A 20436-nucleotide genomic window follows, 5' to 3' on the forward strand; every position below is an offset into this window, starting at 1 on the left:
TTCGGAGATAAAAGCTGCCAGATGCATCCGCCGTGAGTCAACGAGCCCATACATAAATCCGGTTGGAACTCGAAGAACTCTGCTGGACCTGAAATTCTCCGAAACGCCCGGTGCAGCGCAACGCCAAAAAGAAAAGCTGGGGAAACAGACCGGTCTCATTCAACGGCGACGGCACCGTCGTGGCGCTGGGAGTGCTACCCACCCACAAGCCCAGCCCGCTCGCCGAACCCAACATGAGCGGGCCCGCAACAAGCCCCACTGCGCGCGGCACCCCGGTCAGCGCCGGACGAGGGAGGCTTCGCCTCTCACAGCTCGGCTCTCACTCAGCTCTCACAGACCAGGCGGACACCCTTGGACCACAAGGCCCTGACCTGGAACTACGGGACTCCACTGCACCAACTGGACCCCGCTGGACGGCCTTTACAACATGTGCCAGGTGGTGCCCAGGGAGGGTCCGATCACCAGGACCGGGGCGTCTTCCGGACCGTCGAAGCGGTATTGCAGGGTGTTCGTTGGTGTCTCGCTCACCCGCCCGACCCTCTCATCTCTCACGACTGTCCCTATCTCCGGGGGCACTACTGCACCGATCCGACCAGATGGAACCAGCTGTTGGGTGCGCCCGTGACTGCCTCAGCGGGCCGTCCGGCCAGGCCGTCTCCTTCGGGTCATCCCGCTGAGCAGATCAAGATGGCCGCGAAGTGGAGCCCGGTGGTACGGGGCGTCCTACCGCTGCCACTTGGCTCGGACCAGCGGATCACCCGGGCCGACGGGATCGTCGGAGCCGTCTGGCAGGCTGCGTCCGTGGAAGAGCTCCTAGGAACCCAGAAGCCGGTGCGCCAGATCCTCGCCCCAGCCGAGGCGATCGCCGTGCTGGAACGCGCCGTGCCCGGGCTGGTGGAACTCCGTCGGCAGGAACCGGCCGTATTCGACTGGCGGGCGATCGAGGAGAGCCTCGGAACGGCTCTGCCGCCCGACTTCAAGGCGCTCGCCGAGTGGTATCCGGCCTTCGAGCTGGACGACTTCCTGGGCGTCTTCACTCCTTGGCCCGGAGAGGAAGGCGATTGGGCCAAGGCGGCGGACGTGGAAAACAAGGGCTGGGACTCCGATTACCCCGCCGAGCTGCGACCCGTGGAGCTCGCCTCGACGAGCCTGATGTCCTGGGGAGAGTCGAAGGAGGGCGACCGGTTCTTCTGGAGTGTGCTCGGGGACGATCCCGGGCATTGGCCGGTCACCATCTGCTCCCGCAACGGCCCCTGGTGGCACTACGAGAGCGGAATGGTCCAGTTCCTGGCAGAACTCTGCGAAGGAACCCTTGAGCCCTGGGCACTTCCTCCGGTCAGGCCCGAGGTCACCGGCTGGGGCGTTGCGGGCGGCGGCTGGCGGCAAACGGTCTGAAGCGTCTCTTGCGGATTGACTCACGCGTCCTCACACCACGAACGGACGACTCACCTCCGCATCGACGGGGAGGACGTTCCACGAGTGGCCGCCTGCGGTCATTCGTACCTCTATCTGGATCGCGTGGAGGAGCCCGCGATGAGTGAGGGTGCGTCGTCCTGGGTTCCTGATCGCCCGGCTGCGAGGTGGGCGCGGTGCCATCCGTCCGTGAGCAACAGACCCACCTTCAGGCCAAGTTGACGAAATCGGCAGTTCGGGTGCGGTGTCGGCTCCGTAGAATGTGTGCCCTCGGAAATGCGGCTGATCATCGGGGGCGGGACCTTGGCCGGAAAACCGCAGTTGCTCTTCATACACGGCATCGGCCCGGTGCGGATCTCGGACGTGGAGTTACGGGAGTGGTCCACGACCCTCGCGAACGGGGTCAGGGCGGCGGGCCACGCGGACCTGGTGTCGGGGCTCACCCGGTCCTGGGTCGCGGAGACCCGCTTCGCCAACTACAGCGACCTCTTCCACCGGAAGGGCGCCCAAGGGGGCGCCGACGGGATCTCCGAGGAGGACCTGCCCCTGCTGCTGGACTTCCTGGACCAGATGACGCAGGAGCTGGCGCTCCAGGCCGAGTCGGCCCATGACCCCCGGTCCGCAGAGATCGTGGCGAGCGCCCGCGCGAAGATCCGGGCGGCCGCCGATCCGGGCACGGTGCAGGCTCAGGGGACGCTCGCGGTGGTTCGGCGCGCGGGCAACGCGTTGACGACCCTCCTCCAGCTTCCCGGCCTGCGGCAGGCGTCGCAGTGGACCAGCGGAGCCCAGCTGCTGCCGGTCCTCTCTCAGGTTGGCCGGTACCTGGGACGGAAGGAGCCGGACGGTGACGGGATCGCTCTCGACGTGCGCATCCGTGAACGCGTCCTCGCCGGTCTCGACCCGTCCCGGCCGCTAGTCGTGATCTCGCACTCCCTCGGGACGGTCGTCGCGTACGAGGCCTTGCACCAGTACACCGGCCCCGTGGCGCTGTGGGTCACCTTGGGCTCACCTCTGGCCATGGGCGCGTTGGTGCTTCAGCGGCTGACGCCTCGTCCGCCGCGGACTCCGCCCGGCGTGGAGCGCTGGCTCAACTTCTGGGACCGGGACGACATCGTCGTGGCACGCCCACGCCTGGAGCGCTGGATGGAAGCCAACGCTTCGGGCGTGGCACCGGAGACCGCGCCCGTCGACTCGAGCGGGCTCTGGACCCACACGGCGACGAAGTACCTCGCGCAGAAAAAGGTCGCGGGGCCCGTCGCCGAGACTCTGAAGAACCTCTGACAGGCCCCCGATGGCCCGTCACGCGATCGTGGTTGCCTCCCAATGCTCGACCATGCCCTTCCTCGAGAAGCTGGAGCCGGCCGCCAGAGACCTGCATGCCGTCCTGACCGACCCCGACCTGGGCGGGGCCGAGCCGGCCGACGGCTCGCTCCTGCTCGACCCTCCGTCGGCCGAGGTCGTCAGGCGGGCCGTCCACGCCGCCGCCGCCCGTGCGCGGCAGGACGGCGGGGTGCTGATCGTGGCACTGCTCGGTCACGGGTTCGTCTCCCCCGGGCTGCGCTTCATGGTCCGGGAATCCACGCAGACCTCCTCGGGATCAGCCGTGGACGTGCCGGGACTCCTCGGCGAAGCGGCCAACGACGCGGATGGGGTGATCGCCCTCATCGACACCTGTCACGCCGGCGCCGCCCCTCCTTCCCCCGACGTCCTGGCCGGCGGAGTCAGGGACGGGCGGGTGCGGCTCGCCGTCGTCATGGCCGCAGCCGCCGGCCAGGACGCCTACGGCATGAATCTCTCCCTGGCGCTGACCGACGTGCTCCGGCGCGGGCTGGACGACCGTGGTCCGTATCTGCTGGTCGACGACGACCTGATGAGCAGAGTCCGCGCGGAGGTGCTGAGACGCGACGTCGGCCAGACCATTGGCCGCTCGGTGTTCGATCAGCACGACTTCGCCGAGAGCCCGCTGTGGCTGTCCCGCAACAGAAGCGCTTCGTACGGGGCCGGCTCCGGGATCGGACCGGTGGCCGCCCAATTGCTGAACGAGGCCACGGAGGGATGGGCGGGCAGGCCCATCCGGTGGAGCCACGCCTCCTTGACCGCTCTCGTCTCCTCCGCAGGGGCCGACCGAACCCCGGCCCAGAAGGCGTGGGTCGAGGAGATCGAGGCCGGTCTGCGGGAATGCGGGAAGGCCGTCGGCATCCTGAAAAAGCACCTTCCGGACGCCATGCGCACGAACGTGCTGCGCACCGCGGCCAGGAGGGCTGGGTTCCCCGCAGACCTGGTGAGCGAGCCCAGCCTGCGCGACCTGGTCGAACACGCGGTTCTGGAAGGCAGCCCCTACGCGCAGTCCGCACACCGGCACTCCTCCCTCGGGAGGCTGATCGCCGCGCTGGTGGTCGAGGCGGACGTCGTGCCCCCGGTGGAACTCACCGAGTGGATCGCCGGCCACAGCGACGTCGTGTCCTACAAGGACGCCCACAAGGAGTTCCAGCAAGCCGACCAGTCCGCCCGGACCCGACTGGTGCTGGGTATCCCCTCCCTCCCCGGCAGACACCGCAGCAGCGGTGAAGGCGGTCCGGAGTGGCCGAGACGTCTGCACGCCTGGTTGCTCCAGGGCGGCGAGACGCTGGGATCGAACGAATTCGAGGCGCCCTCCCGCGGCGAAGCCGGACTGACCACGGTCATCAAGACGGCGATCAGATGGTCTCGCAGCCGCCTGCCCGCGGGCGAGCGCCTCCAGCACATCGACATCGCCGCCTGTGGCCGGGCACTGGCGCAGTGGCACCCGGAGGAAGCCAGGACCGGGTTGCAGAAGCTGGGCATCGCGCACCGGGTCACCCTGCGGTGGAACAGCTCGATCGTGCGGGACGAGTGGGCGGAGTGGGACGCCTTCGAGCTGAACAACCTCGCCGAGGAAGTGCTCGACGCGATCGAGGCGGGCCGTACGGAGCTCTCCTGGCTGAGCCTCGCCGACATGGCGGACCTGGACGATCTCGCGGACCGGCTGGCTTCGGAGCCGGGCCGTCCCTGGGCCCTGGAACAACGCCCCGACGGATGCGACGCGACACTGACCGCCCTCGCCGCGTACACCCCCATCCTGATCTGGCCCGGGAGCACCGCTGTCGCACCCGGGCGGTTCCGAGCCACCGTCGACGGCATGTGGAACAAGATCCAGAGCGAACAGGACTGGCACACGAGCCGGGCGAGCGAACCCGCCGACCGGGGGCCGGAAGGTCTGCGCCAGGTGCGAAGGGTCTGGCACGACCGCCAATGGCTCGCATTCTGCCGCCTGTTCGAGACACCCCTGAGCAGCCCCGAAGAGGAGACCTCATGACCTGGAGTCCTTACTACCGGGGCGACGGCGTCGCGCGCGAACCCGATCTCCCACCGCCTCCTCCGTGGCGCATACCTGGGCAGGGCGCCCCGGAAGGTGTCCCGTACCGGCCCGATCCCGGACTCGTCGACGCCATCAACGCGGCGCTCCTGTTGCACCGCCCGCTTCTGCTCACCGGGCCGGCCGGATCCGGCAAGTCCACACTGATCAAGCACGTGGCCCACGAGGTGGGCCTCGGGCGCGAACTGCACTGGCACATCACCTCGCGCAGCACACTGACCGAGGCGCTGTACCGCTATGACGCGCTGGGCCGCATCCACGCGCAGAACTTGCGCAACGCGGCGGCCCCAGCGCGCTCCCGGCCGGTGCGACGAGCGCGACGACAGAGCGGTGACGACATCGCACCGTTCCTGAGGCTCGGTCCTCTCGGCACCGCGTTCGCCGCGGTCGGCCGGCCGCGCGCCCTCCTGATCGACGAGATCGACAAGAGCGACCTCGACCTGCCCAGTGATCTCCTGGACATCCTGGAGCGCGGAAGGTTCGAGATTCCGGAACTGTCCCGCCACCACCGCAAGCGGGTGCCGGTGCGGCTGTACGACGACACCACGACCGTGGACGTCGTGGACGGAGTCGTCCCCTGCACGCTCTTCCCTCTGATCGTCATGACCAGCAACGGCGAACGGGACTTCCCCCCGCCCTTCCGCCGCCGCTGCATCCGCTACTCGATGCCCGTGATGACGCAGGAGAGCCTCACCGGGATCGTCGCCGCCCACCTGAGCGGTCCCGAGGGAGAAGGGGCACAGTTGACGACGGGCGTCCAGGAGCTGATCGCCGGTTTCGCCGAGCGGCTCGCGGGCGGCGAGCACCTGGCCGTCGACCAGCTCCTCAACGCCGTCCACCTCATCGGGCAGCCCATGCCCGAGCAGCAGAGAAGGGACCTGACCGAGCTGCTGCTCCAGGGACTGGGCCGTGACTGAGCCACCGGAGCTGTTCGGCCTGCTCGGCACGCTGGCGGCCCGGCTCGGGATGACGGCGGAGGAACTGGCGGACGCCGTGCTGCTCGCCGCGGCGGGTTTCACGGGAGACACCGCGGCATCCGAGTACCCGGCGCAGGACACCGACCCGCAGAACGCGCTTCCCGGAACCGGGCAGCCGGATCTCTCACCGAAAGCGGACCCATCGCGCAGCCGGCCGGCAACAGGCGGACACAGTGTCTCCGCCTACGGCCCGGCCACCGGGGAGACCCATCCCGGGGTACGCGTGACACTGGGACAGGCCGCGGCGCTTCCCCAGGCCCTCTCCATCGGCAGGGCCCTGCGTCCGCTGCGACGGCGCTGGCTGCACGGGCACCGGACAGAACTGAACGTCGACGCGACGGTCGAGGACTACGCGCGCACCGGTCTGCTCGTCCCCCACCTCGTGCCGATGCCGGAACGATGGTTGGACGTCACCGTCGTTCTGGACCGCAGCAGCAGCATGGGCGTCTGGAACCCCGCGGCGGACGGACTGAACAGGATCCTGCGCTCGCTCGGCGCGCTCCGCACGCTGAACACCTGGCACCTGACCTGGAACGGCACCGACCCGGTCCTCCGGGACCAACGCGGCGCGCTGGTCCCGGCAGGTCAGGCCGGACGCCGTGGAGGCCAGCCGGGACGACGGCTCATGGTCGTCCTCAGCGACTGCGCGGCACCGGGGTGGCGCGACAGGACGGTGTGGAAACAGATCTACCTCTGGAGCGGGACGACGAGCATCGCTCTCTTCAATCCGCTGCCGTCCCGTCTCTGGCACCGGACGGCCATGGACCTGCCGCTCACCGTCACGACTGCGCCGACGCCGGTGGCTCCCAGCGGGAGCTGGCGCTACGAACCGGCGCAGCCTCGTCGCCTGCGCCGGGAGACCAGCATCCGAGCCTGGCGTGCCGTCCCGGTTCTCGGAACCGACCCGGAGGATCTCCGGCGGTGGGCCCGTACGCTCATGCGCGGCGATCCGGAAGGCTGCACGGCCGTCCTGCTCCCGGACACCGGGCGCCCGCCCCAACGCCCTCGCCGTACCCCGGCCCGCGAGGCCGCCATCCCCACTCCCGACGCGGGTGCGAAGGCCGCGGCTTTTCTCCGGACCGCCCGGACGCCGGCGACCCGACTTGCCATCCATGCCGCCGCGCTCGACACCTTCACGCTCCCGATTCTCCACGCGCTGCGTGAACAGGCCGTTCCCGAGGCTCGCTTGGACGACTTCGCCGAGCTCATCACCGCGGACCTCTGCACCGTCCAGCGGAACCCGGAAGCGGACGATCTGTACACCTTCCGCCCCGAAGCCCTGGACCATCTCCGCCAGAAGCTGACCCGACAGACCGCGTGGCGTACCCACCAGGCCCTTACCCGACACATCGCGAGCCGCCCTTGGACCCCGGACGGCTTCGCCGCCGTCGTGCAGACCGCCGCGGGAACGCCTTTGCCGTCGGCATTGGTCCCCTTCGCGGAGGCGGCCGATTCCGTACTCCGGCAGCTGGGCGTCACCCTCGGCCCGGCCACCGCCCCAGGCCGTGCCGCGCACATTTCCGACAGTGCTCCGGTGCTCGATCCGGCGGGAACCCCCTCACCACCCGAGCCGGCCTCTGGCGCCGCCGCCCTGCGAGAGCGCCTCCGGGAGGTGTCGGACGCGCCGCCGCAGGACTGGCTGGTCAAGATCCGGCTCTTGGAGTCGCTCGCCGCCGACCACGTGCGGCTCCTCGGGGAGCGTCACCCCGATACCGCCTCGGCGCGAGCCAGTCTCGCCACGTCCTACTACGAGGCGGGCCGGGTGGAAGAGGCCGCTGTCATCCGGGAGAGGGTGCTGGCCGACTTCGAGGCGGCTCTCGGCGATCAGCATCCCGATACGCTCAGCGCGCGCGCCGATCTCGCCACGTCCTACTACGAGGCGGGCCGGGTCGACGAGGCCATCGCCATGGAGGTACGGGTGCTGGCCGGCCGGCAGAGAGTTCTCGGCGACCAGCACCCCGACACCATCACCGCGCGGGCGGACCTCGCCGCCTTCTACCACCGGGCGGGTCGCTACGAAGAGGCCGGCATCGTCCGCGAGGGGATTCCGGCCGACCGTGAGCAGATGTCCCAAGACGGCCCCATCGGCGCTCCGGAACCTGTCGGCAGGGTGGCCGGCGCCGCCCTGCCGGCTGCGGGTGCCGCGCTGACACCGTCGGAGCCCGGCACCGATCCCGACCCCGGGGCAGGCGAGTCCGCCGACCGCTCCGGCGCTGGTGTCCCGGGTCTGCGCAGCGGAAAAACCCGTCGCGGGGTGTCTCTCTACTTCTTCCTGAGCTACGCGCGAACCCCGGAGAATGGCGCTGGGACGGACCAGGACATGTGGGTCGAGCGACTCTTCCAAGATCTGTGCGGCCACGTGATGGCCATGACCGACTTGCCCGTCGGTACGTCACCCGGCTTCATGGACCGGCAGAGCCAGCCAGGCGAGAACTGGCCGGACCGGCTGAGCGAGATGCTGGCCGACTGCCGGGTTTTCGTCCCGCTGATCTCACCGCGCTACTTCACCAGCGAGATGTGCGGCAAGGAGTGGCACGCATTCGAGCAGCGGACCATCCATCACCGTGCACAGTCCAATCAGTCCGTGGAGGCCATCGTTCCAGCGCTCTGGGTGCCGACGCCACTCGGCCAACTTCCTCGCTCGGTGTCACGGTTGCAGTTCCGCCATCGAGATTTCGGAGAACGCTACGCCACTGACGGACTGTACGGACTGATCAAGCTCAGGCTCTTGGCCCAGGAGTACGAACGTGCGGTGTACGAGCTGGCCAAACGCATTGTGACCGTCGCCGAGACCGGGGGCTTGGAACCCAGCAGGGTGGTGCCGGACCTCCGCCTCCTTCCCAGTGCCTTCGGATCGCGGACCGAGTCGGAGGACGGCAGGGTCGTCAAGATCACCGTGGTCGCACCCGCTCTTCACGATCTGCCCCGGGGGCGCGTCCCGGACAGTTATGGAGCCAGTGCGGAGGACTGGAATCCCTACCACCCGGCCTCCGCGCGACCACTGGCGCACGTCGCCGAGGAGCTGGTGCGCTCACTCGGATACCAAGCCGTCACTGCCTCCTTCGACCTGGACTCCGGACCTGAGGGGAGGAGGCGATTCCCTGACGGCCCGGAGATTCTGCTCATCGACCGGTGGGCTCTTCAGGACGAGGATCGTCGGCGCAGGCTCGCCGCCTTCGACAGGGAGAGCCCGCCCTGGACGACGGTGGTCGGCCCCTGGAACCGGGACGACGCCCAGAGCCGGGCGTCCGAGGCGGAACTGACCGGATTGCTTGAGCGGACCATGCCCGTCACCTTGCGGCAGAGACGGCTGTTCGCGGGCGTGGCGACTCGGGAAATACCTACTCTGGAGGCCTTCGGACAGGTTCTTCCCCGGATGGTCGAGGCGGCCGCGCGGGAGCACCGGCTGCGTGCGACGCCCCACCCACCGGCGGTCTGACGGCCCGGCCCGTGATTCCGGCGCCGGTTCACCGTCCGAGGACGGTCACCTGCCTGGGGACCCCGCGCGCCGCCGAGTCGCCGGAGGCGTGCGCGGGTGGCCGGGCTCGCACCGACCAAAGCACCCTGCCAGCGGCCGGGGGCCTGGATCAGAGGCTGTCGGCGGGCAGGTGCCGCATCGCGTACGAGGCGACGTCCGTCACTGGTGCACCGCTCAGGCTGCTGACCTGGAGCAGGTCCTCAGCCGTGTACCGGGCGGTCGTGGCCAGCCCAGCCAGGGCCACTTCCTCCGTGGTGACCTGCCGTAGCTGGCACAGATCGCACACAAGGACCTCGGCTACCAGCCTCATGTCGAAAAGCAGCGCCGTGTTCGACTGTCCCTATAACCGGGGGCAGAGCTGGAGCAAGGCAGCCAATAAGCCCCTGTTCTTCCTCCCGGGAGTTGCCAACCAGCGACGAGAGGCGCCGAGTGCTGAAGGTCATTGGAGATCACTTCGGACTATCGCTACCGCGGCACGAGATCGAGAGCGGGCGACTTCCCGGCGTCGTCACTCGCACCTCGCCACCAACCTCTTGGTGATCACGAGTATTTGGAGAGGTCCGGTCACGCCCCCGAGGCATCCAGGTCCCCGGCAAAGTCGTTCTGTAGACGTGTGACATGGGCTTTTCAAGGCGAGCCCGGGGCCGAAAGCGAGCAACCGGTGGTCCGCCTCGCTGATCCACGACCCGGATGACATGATCACCGAGGCGTTCACCCAGGCAGGCGACCGCGCCCCGGGCCGGCATCGGCCCTGGCTCGTCCTCCGACGGCGTCCGCCACCAGCTCGACCTCATCGAGGCCGAGGCGCGGCGCCGCGACGTGACGATCCACATCCTGATCGACGCACCCCGGGCGTACGCGACCAGGTCGGTCCACCTCTGAGTGGGAACACGGAACATAGGCGGAGGCTCTATGGGTGACGTGCGAGGTGTTCCCTGGCGTGAAACAGCACGGGTCACCGCACTGTGCTGGGCGGTATGCGCAGTGGCCTACGCCATTCGCAACCTCCTCGATCGGTCGACGCCGCCCATTGCCGCTCCCGTCGTGATGCTCCTGGCGCGCTGGTTCTGGGACCGGCACCGGCACTGGGCCGCGGGCACTGCGGCAGCCTTCGCGGGCTCGGCCGTCGTGTTCGTCCTGACAGACCTCGCACGGCTGCATGGGGACCGAATCGCAGCGGATGCACTGACGACGGCAGCAGGAGCAACCGTGGCCCTGGCCGTTTTCACCGGGGCATCGCGGCTGACACCTCCAGCTACCTGATCAGGAGCGCGCCATCCACAACTCTTGACAGTTACTCCTGCCGTCGACTCGCGGCCCTGGACGCGGTCGCCGCAGCACGCGCGCGGCACGCCGGCCGGGTGGTCCGCGCCGCAGTCGGCGCTGAAGCAAAGGGGGGCGCCTGTTCGGGTCGGCGGACGCGTCCCGAAGTCCGTCAGCGGAGGACTGCTTCCGCCCCGGAACCGAGCCGGGCTCACCGACGTGACCCGCTCGACCGCCGTGGCTCAGCTGAGCTCTCCGCCGTGACGAGGCTTCGGAGCGCCCGGAGGTACGAAGCACGCGGTGACGGTCTTGCCGGACGTCTGTGGGTGGGTGGTCCAGCCGTCGGCGAGCGCGTCGACCAGTACCATCCCACGCCCTCCGGGCGTCGTGAGGTCTTCTGCCTTCTTGGTCGGGGGAAGGGGGTCGGAGTCGTGCACACTCACATGCAGGCAGTGGCTGTCCCACGTCAGGACAAGTTGAGCGTCGCTGTGTGCGTGCACGTGCGCGTTGGTCACGAGTTCGGAAACACTGAGCAGGATCGCGTCCACCGTCTCGGGCGCATCCCTGGTCCATTTCAGGGACTGAAGGCGCTCTCGTGTCCATTGACGGCCGGCTCGCACGCCATGCGACACCGGGAAAGTCTGAGCCCATCCCACCGCGCGCAGCGAGGTGTCGTTCGCCATTGCTCCTCCCTCGTCCGGTCTTCACTCCCCGTCTACCCACGCCTTGGGGTCATCACCGCCCGCATCTCCCCTCCTTCGCGCACACCGTGGGCACAGGCCCGACGCTCTCCGCCGTGCGCCTGGTGGGAAGCGGAGTCGGCCGGGTTCGACAAGCGGAAAAGTGCTGTGGCCCGGGTCTGCGCGTCGTCCTCCCGGCAGCCGCACCCAGAGCCCCCGGCTTCCCCGCCCCTCCTCCGCCGTGCAGTCGGCATCGGCGAGCCGATACGGAACTCGCCCCGGCGGGCCGGCCGGTGGGCAGCGCGAGCAGGGCTGGATCGAGTGCCTCTACACCCTCGCGCCGGAACTGGGCGATCCGGGCCGTCGCTTCTCGGTGCCGTCGGAGTTCCCGGTCCGCTCGTCGAAGCGGGCGCCGGGCGCCAACCGGAGCAGCCCCGTCGAGAAGGCCGGGACGATGCATCGGGGTGCACCGCCCAAACGCCGACGCTCTTGTGGCGGACACGGTTGCCTGGATCGGGGTAGGAGAACCCATCACACTGCAGTCACGTCGGTTTGAGGAGCGCATGGCGAAGAGCCGGGCAGAGACGAGGTTCAGGCATCCGCGCCATGAGCGGCGAGGGGAGGCGCGGCTGCCCGCCGTCGCGGCGACCCTCGTGTCGATCGTCCTCTACCTGGCTCTTCCGCAGTAGTTGCTGGTCGCACCGCGGTTCGTCCTGCCCGCCCTGGAACTGCTGCTTCTCGTGCCCCTGGTGGTCATCAACCTCCGACGCCTGACCCGCCAGACCCGGACGTTCCGTGTGCTCTCCCTGACCCTCGTGCTGGTGATCGCGGCGAGCAACATGACCGCGCTGGGCATCCTGGTCCACGAACTGATCCACGCCGGGGTGAAGGACGGGCCCGCGCTGCTCACGGCGGCCCTGCAGGTGTGGCTGACCAACATCATCGTGTTCGGGCTGGCCTTCTGGGAACTGGACCGTGGTGGCCCCGTCACGCGGACGCAGGCGCCCGGCACGAACTGCCCCTGGCGGACTTCCGGTTCTCCCAGGACGAGAACGACGACGCGGTCCAGGAGGTCGCCGACGGTGCGAGCGGCACCTCGGACCGGGTGCCCACCCTCGTGGACTACCTGTACATCTCCGTGACGAACTCCACCGCCTTCAGCCCCACCGACACCATGCCGCTCTCCAGCCGCGCCAAACTGCTCATGAGCGTCGAGAGCATCGCTGCGCTGACGACGTCTCTGCTCGTCATCGCCCGTGCCGTCGGCGTACTGACACCGCGCATCACGCGTCGCGTCTGGGCCTGGCTGCCGATCCGGCAGGTTCCCTTCGGCCGCAACGGCCGGAGGACGGCAGCTCACGGTACTCCGAGTTGACAGGAGTGAAGGCGGAGTGCGGTCCCTGTGGAGCGCGCCGAGCTGCCGAAGCTCACAGCTGACTGCCCGACGCCATCGTGAAGTGGGTGGATGGTGAAGCCAGGTGGACAGGGTCACCACTCCTGGTGCTACCTACACTTCGGGAGCACCGGCATGCCCAGCCGTATGCGGTCGCCGCACAGGCGGGCGGAGCTCCCGGGCGGGCGGCATGACGGCGGAAACCCGGGAGCTCCCCCTGACGGCGCCCAGCTACGTTCGATCAGAGCACCGTTGAGAGAGACCTTCCCGTCCCGGCCGGGCCTCCGCCTCGAACACGACGGACGCCCCGAAGCGCGCCGAACCTGTGTACCAATCTCGTGCCGATGCCCAGATGGCAGAGGCGACACGGGTGTCCACACTGGATGATCACCTCGTTCTGCACACCTGCTTGGCTTCTCAGTCGCACCTCGGGGGACCTCTTGTACCGCTTCATCCGCCGCACGGGCAGTGCTTTGGCTGCCGTCGCGCTGATCACCGGCATGGCATCCGCTTGTTCTGATTCGCCTCCGGCGTCCAGGGCCCCTCAGTCCGGAAACACGGCGAGCTCCACCGCGGCTCCCACAGTGAAGCCGTCCTCCCCGTCCGTCAGGGAGCAGTTGGACGAGGAAGCTCGCGACTTGCTCGACGTGCCGGATCGTCTGGAGTCGGATGAGGAGGGCTTGGTCTCGGCTGGTTCCCTCGCGGTGCCCGGGGAGAACGTGGACGAGACCATCGAGTCCGGCACGGCCCTGCGGGTGGAGGTGGCGTGCGCGGGGGAGGGCACGGTCACCTTCACGGTCGTCTCAGGCGCCGCCAAGGCAGTCGAGCGCGTCGACTGCACGCAGCCCATGACGAACAGGTTCAACTTCACCACCGCCGGGCCGAGCCTCGCGATCCAGGCGGACTCACGGCAGGAAGACAGGGTAGGCACCGCCTACACGGTGAGCCACATCTCCTGAACTGACCCGGCTGACGGCCCTGGTCGTCCTGGTCTCGGACGCGGAGCACGTCCCGCGGCACGCCGACCAGGTCGCGGCCCGGGCCGCGCACGTCATTCGGGTCCGCGTACTGGTCGTCGAGGGATCCCAAAGCCCAAGGGCCATGGGCGCGCCTCTGGTCGCGCACCTCGGGCACGGAGATGCTCCGCAACCTCTGACCGCGCTTGCCCCACGATCCGCGGCTGTTGGGCGAGCGGCAGGCCGTCCGGCCCAGCTTGACGCGCGACAGCTCCGCCGTCTCCTCGATCGCCGCCCGGGTCAGACCCAGCACCACAGCCGCGTCTCCCGAAGTGATCTGGTTGATCAGGGGAACGCGGTAGAGCTGGCGGTCGACGCGAGCCGTCGCGTAGGGCGCCACCGTCATGTCGGCGGCCACCAGCACGTCCTGGGCGATCACCGTGTTGCTGTTCGTGCCCCGCATACCGGTCGTGTGCCAGGTGTCCCGCACCGTCACCGCCGAACGGGGGACCAGGCAGAAGCGCCAGTCCGGACCGGCCTCAGTCATGCGCGGCCGCCCGTCCTCCATTCATGAGCGCCGAGGTCCGCGGGCCGTTCCCGGCGTCGGCAGATTTCCGAGGCGGCGTCAGGTGAACTGGAGCATTGCCTCGATCGGATGAGGGCCAGGTTCGGCCGACGCGGCGGAGAACTGCTCGGCGAGCTCAGCCGTACCTCTGGCGCGGGTGGCGGGAACACCCAAGCCTGTGGCGAGTGCGATGAAATCGATGTCGGGTCGGCTCAGGTCGAGCAGCGCCTGGGCGGCCGGCCCGACCTCGGCGGTGCAGCCCTTGTCCCCGCAGGATTCCCCGACCGCCTGACCCGGTGGACCGTCCACCGCGCCACCGACACCTCCGCCGCCCCGACGTCCAAGGTGAGGGCGTGACAGCCGAGTCGGGCGAATCCGGCACCAGCAGGGCGACGAGGCCGGCGGAGGACGAGGCGTCTAACCTGATCGCGTCTTGATCGCGCGATGAGCCATCCACAGAACAGTGCGGGATCCTGGCTCTTGAACGCGCAGGCCCCGCGAACCTTCCAGCAGGGAAACGGTCTTGAGCATACTGAACGTGGCGCTCGGAGTCTTGTGCCTGCTCCTCGCCTTCCTGGTCTCCGCGCGGTCCAAGGGATTCTCGGATCCGTTTGACTGGGCCGTGGTGGCCATCATGGTGATCGGAGGCTTTGCTCTGCCCAAGCTGTTGCACGACACGGCAGGATCCAGACTCCTGTGCAACGCGCTGTCGTTGGTGGCGCTCTTCTTCCTCGCGAGGCGACAACGCCGCGACTAGATGATGTCCGGCGGTTCATAACCGGATTCCACCTACTGCATCAGTTCGGAGTGGGGTGCTCCGGCGCTGCCGGACAGACGTAGAGCTGCAGGTCGTAGCCGCTGCCTATCTCGACGGCGGTCGGTTGCCTCGGAGCAGGGTTGGCACCGAGGGGCGCGACGCGGGCATCGCGGGGGACGACGCGACCGCGGTCGTGTACCTCGATGCCCTTTGCGCGGAAGAAGTCGATCACGGCCCGCCCCTCCGGCCCCGTGTGACTGGAGGACGGACCGATGCCTCCCCGGTCCTCGCCGACTCCGTTCGGGAGCCAGCTGCTGTCGGCGTCGCCCTCGAACGTGGCGATGGTCAGCAGGGCGTCCATCTCGCTGCCACAGACGGGGCAGAGCCGAGGTGTGGGGTCGGTGGCACCCCAGCGAGGCCAGCCGCCGGCCTTCCAGCCGGGTGCGCCGGCCAACTCACGGTCGTAGAACACCTCCGGGGACGACGCGTAGTCGTCGACGTCCCTGACGGCTGTCTGCCATTCGCTCCAGGCCCCGAGCTGCTCCCGGATTTCCTTGGTCAACTCCAGATGGTCGGGGTATTCGGTGACCTGCTCCGGGTTGAGCAGACACGGCTCGGGCAGGTAGCCGTAGGACCGCATCGCGGGCGGTTCGGGGGGCGTGGTGAGGATGTCGGTGACCGTGGCTGCCGAGCGCCAGAACAGCGCGGTCCTGGGCATGGCCTGGTGGTGATCGAAAGGGCACCACAGGACCTGGAGCAGGTCGGCTCCTTCAGGTGTGTGCAGATCGGGCACGTCCCGTCGGTACAACTGGGCGACGGGCAGCATCGCCATGGGACCCTCGAACGGGGCGAGCGCCGACTCCGGCGAATTGCCCTGAGGGCGACGGATCCGCTGAAGGGTCTCTCGTTCCTGTGCGGTCAAGCTCCTGTCGCGCGAGGCGGCACGGGGATCTGCCGTTCCCGCCGCACGTCCGCCGGAGACGGGGCCGGGCGGGTCGTGTGCCTCGCATGAGGTCCGTCGCAGTACGGCCACGGCTGGTCGGCGGGCCACAGCAGCGGTCCGCCGATGGAACTGTCCTGCGGTGACGGAGACCCGGGGCGGGGGTGCAACCGGGTTGCCGTACGTGCCAGTGGGCCCAGTTGAGGGAAGAGCGCGGTGACGTCGAACGGCCGCGGTGGAGTGGCAGCCGCGGGCGTACGGGGCGGCTTGCCGCCTCCGGTGCGGGGACCTTCGTCAGGTGTGGGTGGGCATGAGGCAGGTTCCGGCCGGCGCGGTGGCGAGGTGCGTTCCGGCCGCGTAGGGGTCGAACCGCTTGGCGTCCTTCACCTTGGCCGCCTCCTTGGAGAAGAGCGGATGGATGAAGCCGTCCCCCCGCGCGGGACAGGCGTCGTTGCCGATCACGTACGTGGAGGGCCCAGCACGAGCTTTCCTTCCCGCACCGTCGCGCTCAGCCTGCGCCGTACGACCACTCTGGCGACTTCCTCGCGGTAGGGGCGGACTTCCCAGCCGCCTTCCGTCTTCGTGACGGCGTAGACGAAGGTGTAGTCGGCGTGCACCAGAAGGTCCCGGCCGGGCGTGGCCTCGTACGTCATCGAGCCCTTGACCCTGGTGTACTCCAGGGCGACGACTTCAGCGGGATCGAAGCGGGTGAAGGTCTCCAACGGACTGCGGTCCCGCGCCGGGTGGGCGAGGGCGGCCTCCAGATCACCCGGGGCGGCTCCACCGGGCGCGAGAAACGCGAGAGCCCTCGCGGGGCGCTGGCCGCTCAGTACCTCCGGGGAGGCGTTGGCCTCCCACACGAAGTCGCGCACCGCGGACAGGTCCCCGGCCACCTCCTCCTCGCTGAGCCCGCCGACCGGGCGGGCCTCGGGCGACGGCACGCTGCTCGGCACAGGAGCGCGGTCCCAGGAATCCGCGGGAGAGCCTCGGAAAGGTATGGCCGTGGTGAGAGGCCACTCATCGGGCCACAGCGCCTCATCGAGGGCCCCCGCGGCGAACGGCTCGTTCGCGGGCCGCTCACCGCCCATGACGTCGGACAGCCAGAAGGCGAACCCACCGGCCAGGAGCACCCCCGCCCCCGCCCACAGCCCGATGGTGCGGCGCCGCCTCGCGCGGTCCTGCCGCAGCCGCTCCTCACGGTTCGGATCGTTCTGCTCGGCCCTCAGCCGGGCCGCGAAGTCGCCGGCGTCGATCGACATGCAAGTCCTCCCCCATACCGCCGCGTTGACGGCCCCGGGATGGATCTTGTCATGAACGGAGCCGGTCGACAGGCGCGGCGCATCCCCCGCGAGAGCTACCCGGACCGTCCCTGCGCGGGTGATTCGCGCAGGCCGGCGGTTTTCTAGCGTGTTCGTCAGACCGGTCGCCGTCGGAGCGACCGTCTCCCCACGGAGGTCACGATGAACACACCGTCCACCGCACAGCACGACGACGCAGGGTCCCGTCCGGACGAGAAGGGCGGCGGCAGGGGTGGCCGTCTCGGCCGGGCCGTCCGCTCTCCGCTCGGCTGGATGCTGACGGGCATGGCGGGTGTCGGCGTGGTCTCGGCGCTGACCGCGACCGGCCCCGGTCCGGTGCCGGCGCTGGGCGCGGTCGCCGCGGTCGCCTTGTACGGGGTGGTGATGCGCCGGGTCGCGGGACGCTCCGTACCCGAGGTCGCCCGGCTGGGCGCCGGACGCGAGGCGCTGCGCGGCGGCGCGCTCGGGCTGGGATTCGTCCTGGTCTCCACCCTCCTGATCGCGGCGTTCGGGGGCTACTCGTTCTCCTGGGCGGGCAACGGCCTCTTCTCCGTCACCCTGTCCGCGGCGATGGTGCAGACCGGCGCCGCGGTCACCGAGGAGCTGATGTTCCGCGGATTCGCCCTCCAGGCCCTGGAACAGCGGTGGGGCAGCCGGGCCGCCCTCGTGATCACCGGGCTGTTCTTCGGCGTCGCCCACCTCGGTGCTCCTGGAGCGAGCGTGTGGAGTTCGCTCGCCATCGCCGTGGAGGCGGGTGTGATGCTCGGGGCCGCGTTCCTGTGGCGGCGTAGCATCTGGTTCGTCGTGGGTCTGCACTTCGCCTGGAACACCGCCGAGCAGTTGCTCGGCATCCCGGTCTCCGGGCAGACTCCCCAGGGCCTGTTCACGGTCGCCACCCACGGATCCGCCCTGCTCAACGGCGGCGCATTCGGTCTGGAGACGTCGATCGTGCCCATCCTCATCAGCGTGCTGCTCACCGTCCCGATGCTCGTCCTCGCCGGCCGGAACGGCGGTCTGCGGCCCCGGCGTCCCGGCCGACGCTGAGAGGAACCGGCTCTTCGGGGACGACGGAAAAGAAGGAAGAGGAGAGAGGGCGACGCATGATATTTCGTCAGATGCCTTTGGGTGCGACTTCGTTGCGGCCCTTGCTCGCCCGATGGAAGGAGCAGGACGCCTTCCTCAAGGATGGTGTCCTCGCCCTGGCGCTCGCCCTGCTGGCCTTCGTACCGGCCCTCTCGGGCATCGGAGCGCAGATCGGTGATCTGCCCGAACGGCCGGCGAACGCGCTGAGTTTCGGGCTGATCCTGGCCCAGACCCTCCCCCTGGCGGCCCGCCGCCGCCTGCCCGCGAGCTGTCTTGCGGTCGTCGCCGTCGCCTGCGCCCTGCACCAGGCCCTGGGTTTCGCGACGACGTTCGCCAGCATGGGCCTGTATCTGGCGCTGTATTCGGCCGGAGCCCATCTGGTCCGCTTCCGCCGGGGCTCGGCGGCCGTGGCGAGCGCGGGGTACGCGGTGCTGACCGTCGGCCTGCACCGGCTCGGCTCCCCGGGGGAGGTGACGGACTATCTCGCGTTCTACCTGGTGCTGGCCGTGGTGTGGCTGGTGGGGAGCGGTGTACGCAGACGGCGCGCGGAGGAGGCGGAACGGCGGCGGCTGGCCGGCGAGATGGCCACGGCCGCCGAGCGGGCGCGGATCGCCCGGGAACTGCACGACGTGGTCACCCACCATGTGACGGCGATGGTGGTGCAGGCGGACGCGGCGCAGTTCCTGATCGCGTCGGCGCCGGAACGGGCCACGACGGGCATGGCCTCCGTCAGCGACACCGGACGCCGCGCCCTGACGGAACTGCGTTATCTGCTCGGCGTGTTGGAAGCGACGGGCGAGTCGGCGACCGCCGGGTCCGCGACCGTGACCGGGTCCGCGACCGTGACCGGGTCCGCGGCCACCGGGTCCGCGGCCGCGAGCCGCGAGGTCGGTGGCCCCGCCGGGGAGGGCTCCTGGTACGGGAACCGGGGCCCCGCCCTCGGCCGGGTGGAAGACCTCGTCGAGCAGGCCCGCAGGTCGGGGCAGCCGGTGGAGTTGAGCGAGCGGGGCGAGCGGCGGCCCCGGAACGTGGACGTGGAGCTGGCCGCGTACCGGGTGGTGCAGGAAGCACTCACCAACGCGATGAAGTACGCGGCAGGGCGGCCGACACGGGTCTTGGTCCGGCACGGCGAGGAGCGCGTCGAGATCGTGGTGACCACCGACGGCCCCGTACGCGCCGCCGCGCCGACCGCCGCGCCGGCCCCTCGCGAACCGGGGCCAGAGGGTGGACGAGGGCTGGCCGGGCTGCGGACCCGGGTGCGGATGCTCGACGGTGAGCTGGAGGCCGGACCCCTGCCGGGAGGCGGGTTCGAGGTCCGTGCCACGATTCCCTCCGAGCCCGAACCCGAGCCCGAACCCGAGCGCAAGCCTGATGCCGAGCCCAAACCCGAGCCCCGACCCGAGCCCGTCCGAGAGTGACCGGAGCAGCCCTGTGAGCGATGCGCCCCCGCCGATCCGCGTACTCGTCTGCGACGACCAGGAGTTGGTGCGGACCGGCTACGTCACCATCTTCTCGGCCCAGCCCGACATCGAGGTCGTCGGCGAGGCCGAGAACGGGCACGCGGCGGTGGAGGCAGCGCGGCGGCTGTGCCCCGACGTGGTCGTGATGGACATCCGGATGCCCCTGCTCGACGGCATCGAGGCGACCCGCCAACTCGCCGGACCCGACTCCGCATTCGGCTCCGGCGACGGCACCGGCTCCGGCGACGGCACCGGCACCGGATCAAGCTCCAACTCCGGCTCCGGCTCCGGCTCCGGCTCCGGGAAACCGCCGAAGGTGCTGGTCGTCACCACGTTCAACGTCGACGCCCATGTCTACGACGCTCTGCGCGCCGGCGCCAGCGGCTTCCTCCTCAAGGACGCGCCGCCCGCTGAACTGGTCAACGGGATCAGGACCGTTGCCCGGGGCGAGGCTCTGCTGGCCCCCGCCGTCACCCGGCACCTCATCGGCCACTACGCCGAGCACCTGCGCCCCGCCGACACCTCCCGGCCGGCCCGGCAGGACGTCGTACGCGCGCTGACGCCCCGCGAGCTGGAGGTGCTCCGGCAGATGGCCGGAGGGTTGTCCAACGCCGAGATAGCGGCGGCGCTGTACATCACCCCCGAGACGGTGAAGACCTACGTCTCGCGGATCCTGGCCAAGCTCGCCCTGCGCGACCGGGTCCAGGCGGTCGTCCTCGCCTACCGGGTCGGGCTGGCCTCCGGCACGCCCTGAACCGACGGGGGTCGGGCGACGTCCC

Annotated in this window: 20 protein-coding genes; 14 read left to right on the plus strand and 6 right to left on the minus strand. The window is 69.8% G+C overall.

Going from position 1 to position 20436, the window contains the following annotated elements; translation table 11 throughout:
• Positions 1-687: 687 nt before the first annotated feature.
• From ACWCWD_RS25300 to ACWCWD_RS25320, 5 genes are all read left to right on the plus strand, one after another.
• On the plus strand, positions 688-1395 hold the full coding sequence (locus ACWCWD_RS25300) for a hypothetical protein (protein ID WP_450775900.1): 708 nt from the start codon (positions 688-690) through the stop codon (positions 1393-1395).
• Between the two features lie 294 nt (positions 1396-1689).
• Positions 1690-2694, plus strand: coding sequence for a hypothetical protein (locus ACWCWD_RS25305; RefSeq protein ID WP_450775902.1), 1005 nt, complete (start codon positions 1690-1692; stop codon positions 2692-2694).
• Positions 2695-2746: 52 nt separating this feature from the next.
• On the plus strand, positions 2747-4747 hold the full coding sequence (locus tag ACWCWD_RS25310) for a vWA-MoxR associated conflict system protein (RefSeq protein ID WP_450775904.1): 2001 nt from the start codon (positions 2747-2749) through the stop codon (positions 4745-4747).
• A complete protein-coding gene (locus ACWCWD_RS25315) occupies positions 4744-5724 on the plus strand; it encodes an AAA family ATPase (protein WP_450775906.1) in 981 nt (326 codons plus the stop codon). The genes ACWCWD_RS25310 and ACWCWD_RS25315 overlap by 4 nt, the downstream gene beginning before the upstream one ends.
• Positions 5717-9223: a TIR-like protein FxsC gene (locus tag ACWCWD_RS25320; protein WP_450775908.1), complete on the plus strand. Its 3507-nt coding sequence runs from the start codon at positions 5717-5719 to the stop codon at positions 9221-9223. Before ACWCWD_RS25315 ends, ACWCWD_RS25320 begins: the two co-directional genes overlap by 8 nt.
• 148 nt (positions 9224-9371) lie before the next feature.
• On the opposite strand, the gene ACWCWD_RS25325 is transcribed toward ACWCWD_RS25320, so the two are convergent.
• Entirely contained in the window at positions 9372-9572 is a 201-nt protein-coding gene (locus tag ACWCWD_RS25325) for a hypothetical protein (RefSeq protein WP_450775910.1), read from the minus strand.
• Positions 9573-10246: 674 nt separating this feature from the next.
• Here ACWCWD_RS25325 and ACWCWD_RS25330 point away from each other — a divergent pair.
• A complete protein-coding gene (locus tag ACWCWD_RS25330; RefSeq protein ID WP_450775912.1) occupies positions 10247-10525 on the plus strand; it encodes a hypothetical protein in 279 nt (92 codons plus the stop codon).
• Positions 10526-10767: 242 nt separating this feature from the next.
• Here ACWCWD_RS25330 and ACWCWD_RS25335 read toward each other — a convergent pair whose 3' ends face one another.
• Positions 10768-11208: an ATP-binding protein gene (locus ACWCWD_RS25335; protein WP_450775914.1), complete on the minus strand. Its 441-nt coding sequence runs from the start codon at positions 11206-11208 to the stop codon at positions 10768-10770.
• A 560-nt stretch (positions 11209-11768) separates the two neighbouring features.
• Here ACWCWD_RS25335 and ACWCWD_RS25340 point away from each other — a divergent pair.
• From ACWCWD_RS25340 to ACWCWD_RS25355, 4 genes are all read left to right on the plus strand, one after another.
• Complete coding sequence (locus ACWCWD_RS25340; RefSeq protein WP_450775916.1) at positions 11769-11894, plus strand: hypothetical protein; 126 nt, start codon at positions 11769-11771, stop codon at positions 11892-11894.
• Positions 11895-12347 carry a hypothetical protein gene (locus tag ACWCWD_RS25345; RefSeq protein WP_450775918.1) on the plus strand — a complete coding sequence of 151 codons (453 nt, stop codon included), beginning with the start codon at positions 11895-11897 and terminating at the stop codon, positions 12345-12347. It abuts the gene before it with no gap.
• Positions 12323-12580, plus strand: coding sequence for a hypothetical protein (locus ACWCWD_RS25350; protein ID WP_450775920.1), 258 nt, complete (start codon positions 12323-12325; stop codon positions 12578-12580). Before ACWCWD_RS25345 ends, ACWCWD_RS25350 begins: the two co-directional genes overlap by 25 nt.
• 635 nt (positions 12581-13215) lie before the next feature.
• Positions 13216-13557, plus strand: coding sequence for a hypothetical protein (locus ACWCWD_RS25355; RefSeq protein WP_450775922.1), 342 nt, complete (start codon positions 13216-13218; stop codon positions 13555-13557).
• Between the two features lie 622 nt (positions 13558-14179).
• Here ACWCWD_RS25355 and ACWCWD_RS25360 read toward each other — a convergent pair.
• Positions 14180-14428 (minus strand): hypothetical protein, encoded by a 249-nt coding sequence (locus tag ACWCWD_RS25360; RefSeq protein WP_450775924.1) that lies wholly within the window; start codon positions 14426-14428, stop codon positions 14180-14182.
• Between the two features lie 214 nt (positions 14429-14642).
• Between ACWCWD_RS25360 and ACWCWD_RS25365 the strand changes: the two genes are divergently transcribed.
• On the plus strand, positions 14643-14876 hold the full coding sequence (locus tag ACWCWD_RS25365; protein ID WP_450775926.1) for a hypothetical protein: 234 nt from the start codon (positions 14643-14645) through the stop codon (positions 14874-14876).
• 40 nt (positions 14877-14916) lie between these two features.
• Here ACWCWD_RS25365 and ACWCWD_RS25370 read toward each other — a convergent pair whose 3' ends face one another.
• From ACWCWD_RS25370 to ACWCWD_RS25380, 3 genes are all read right to left on the minus strand, one after another.
• Positions 14917-15708 (minus strand): hypothetical protein, encoded by a 792-nt coding sequence (locus ACWCWD_RS25370; protein ID WP_450775928.1) that lies wholly within the window; start codon positions 15706-15708, stop codon positions 14917-14919.
• A gap of 402 nt (positions 15709-16110) precedes the next feature.
• Positions 16111-16278: a hypothetical protein gene (locus tag ACWCWD_RS25375; RefSeq protein ID WP_450775930.1), complete on the minus strand. Its 168-nt coding sequence runs from the start codon at positions 16276-16278 to the stop codon at positions 16111-16113.
• A complete protein-coding gene (locus tag ACWCWD_RS25380; RefSeq protein ID WP_450775932.1) occupies positions 16275-17075 on the minus strand; it encodes a hypothetical protein in 801 nt (266 codons plus the stop codon). Before ACWCWD_RS25380 ends, ACWCWD_RS25375 begins: the two co-directional genes overlap by 4 nt.
• 201 nt (positions 17076-17276) lie before the next feature.
• On the opposite strand from ACWCWD_RS25380, the gene ACWCWD_RS25385 reads away from it, so the two are divergent.
• The 3 genes from ACWCWD_RS25385 to ACWCWD_RS25395 are packed head-to-tail and all read left to right on the plus strand — an operon-like array spanning position 17277 to position 20411.
• A complete protein-coding gene (locus ACWCWD_RS25385) occupies positions 17277-18158 on the plus strand; it encodes a CPBP family intramembrane glutamic endopeptidase (protein WP_450775934.1) in 882 nt (293 codons plus the stop codon).
• Between the two features lie 56 nt (positions 18159-18214).
• Positions 18215-19615, plus strand: coding sequence for a sensor histidine kinase (locus ACWCWD_RS25390; protein ID WP_450775939.1), 1401 nt, complete (start codon positions 18215-18217; stop codon positions 19613-19615).
• Positions 19616-19628: 13 nt separating this feature from the next.
• Positions 19629-20411 (plus strand): response regulator, encoded by a 783-nt coding sequence (locus ACWCWD_RS25395; RefSeq protein ID WP_450775941.1) that lies wholly within the window; start codon positions 19629-19631, stop codon positions 20409-20411.
• The last annotated feature ends 25 nt before the right edge of the window (positions 20412-20436 follow it).

The sequence above is a fragment of the Streptomyces sp. NPDC001493 genome, assembly GCF_053597235.1.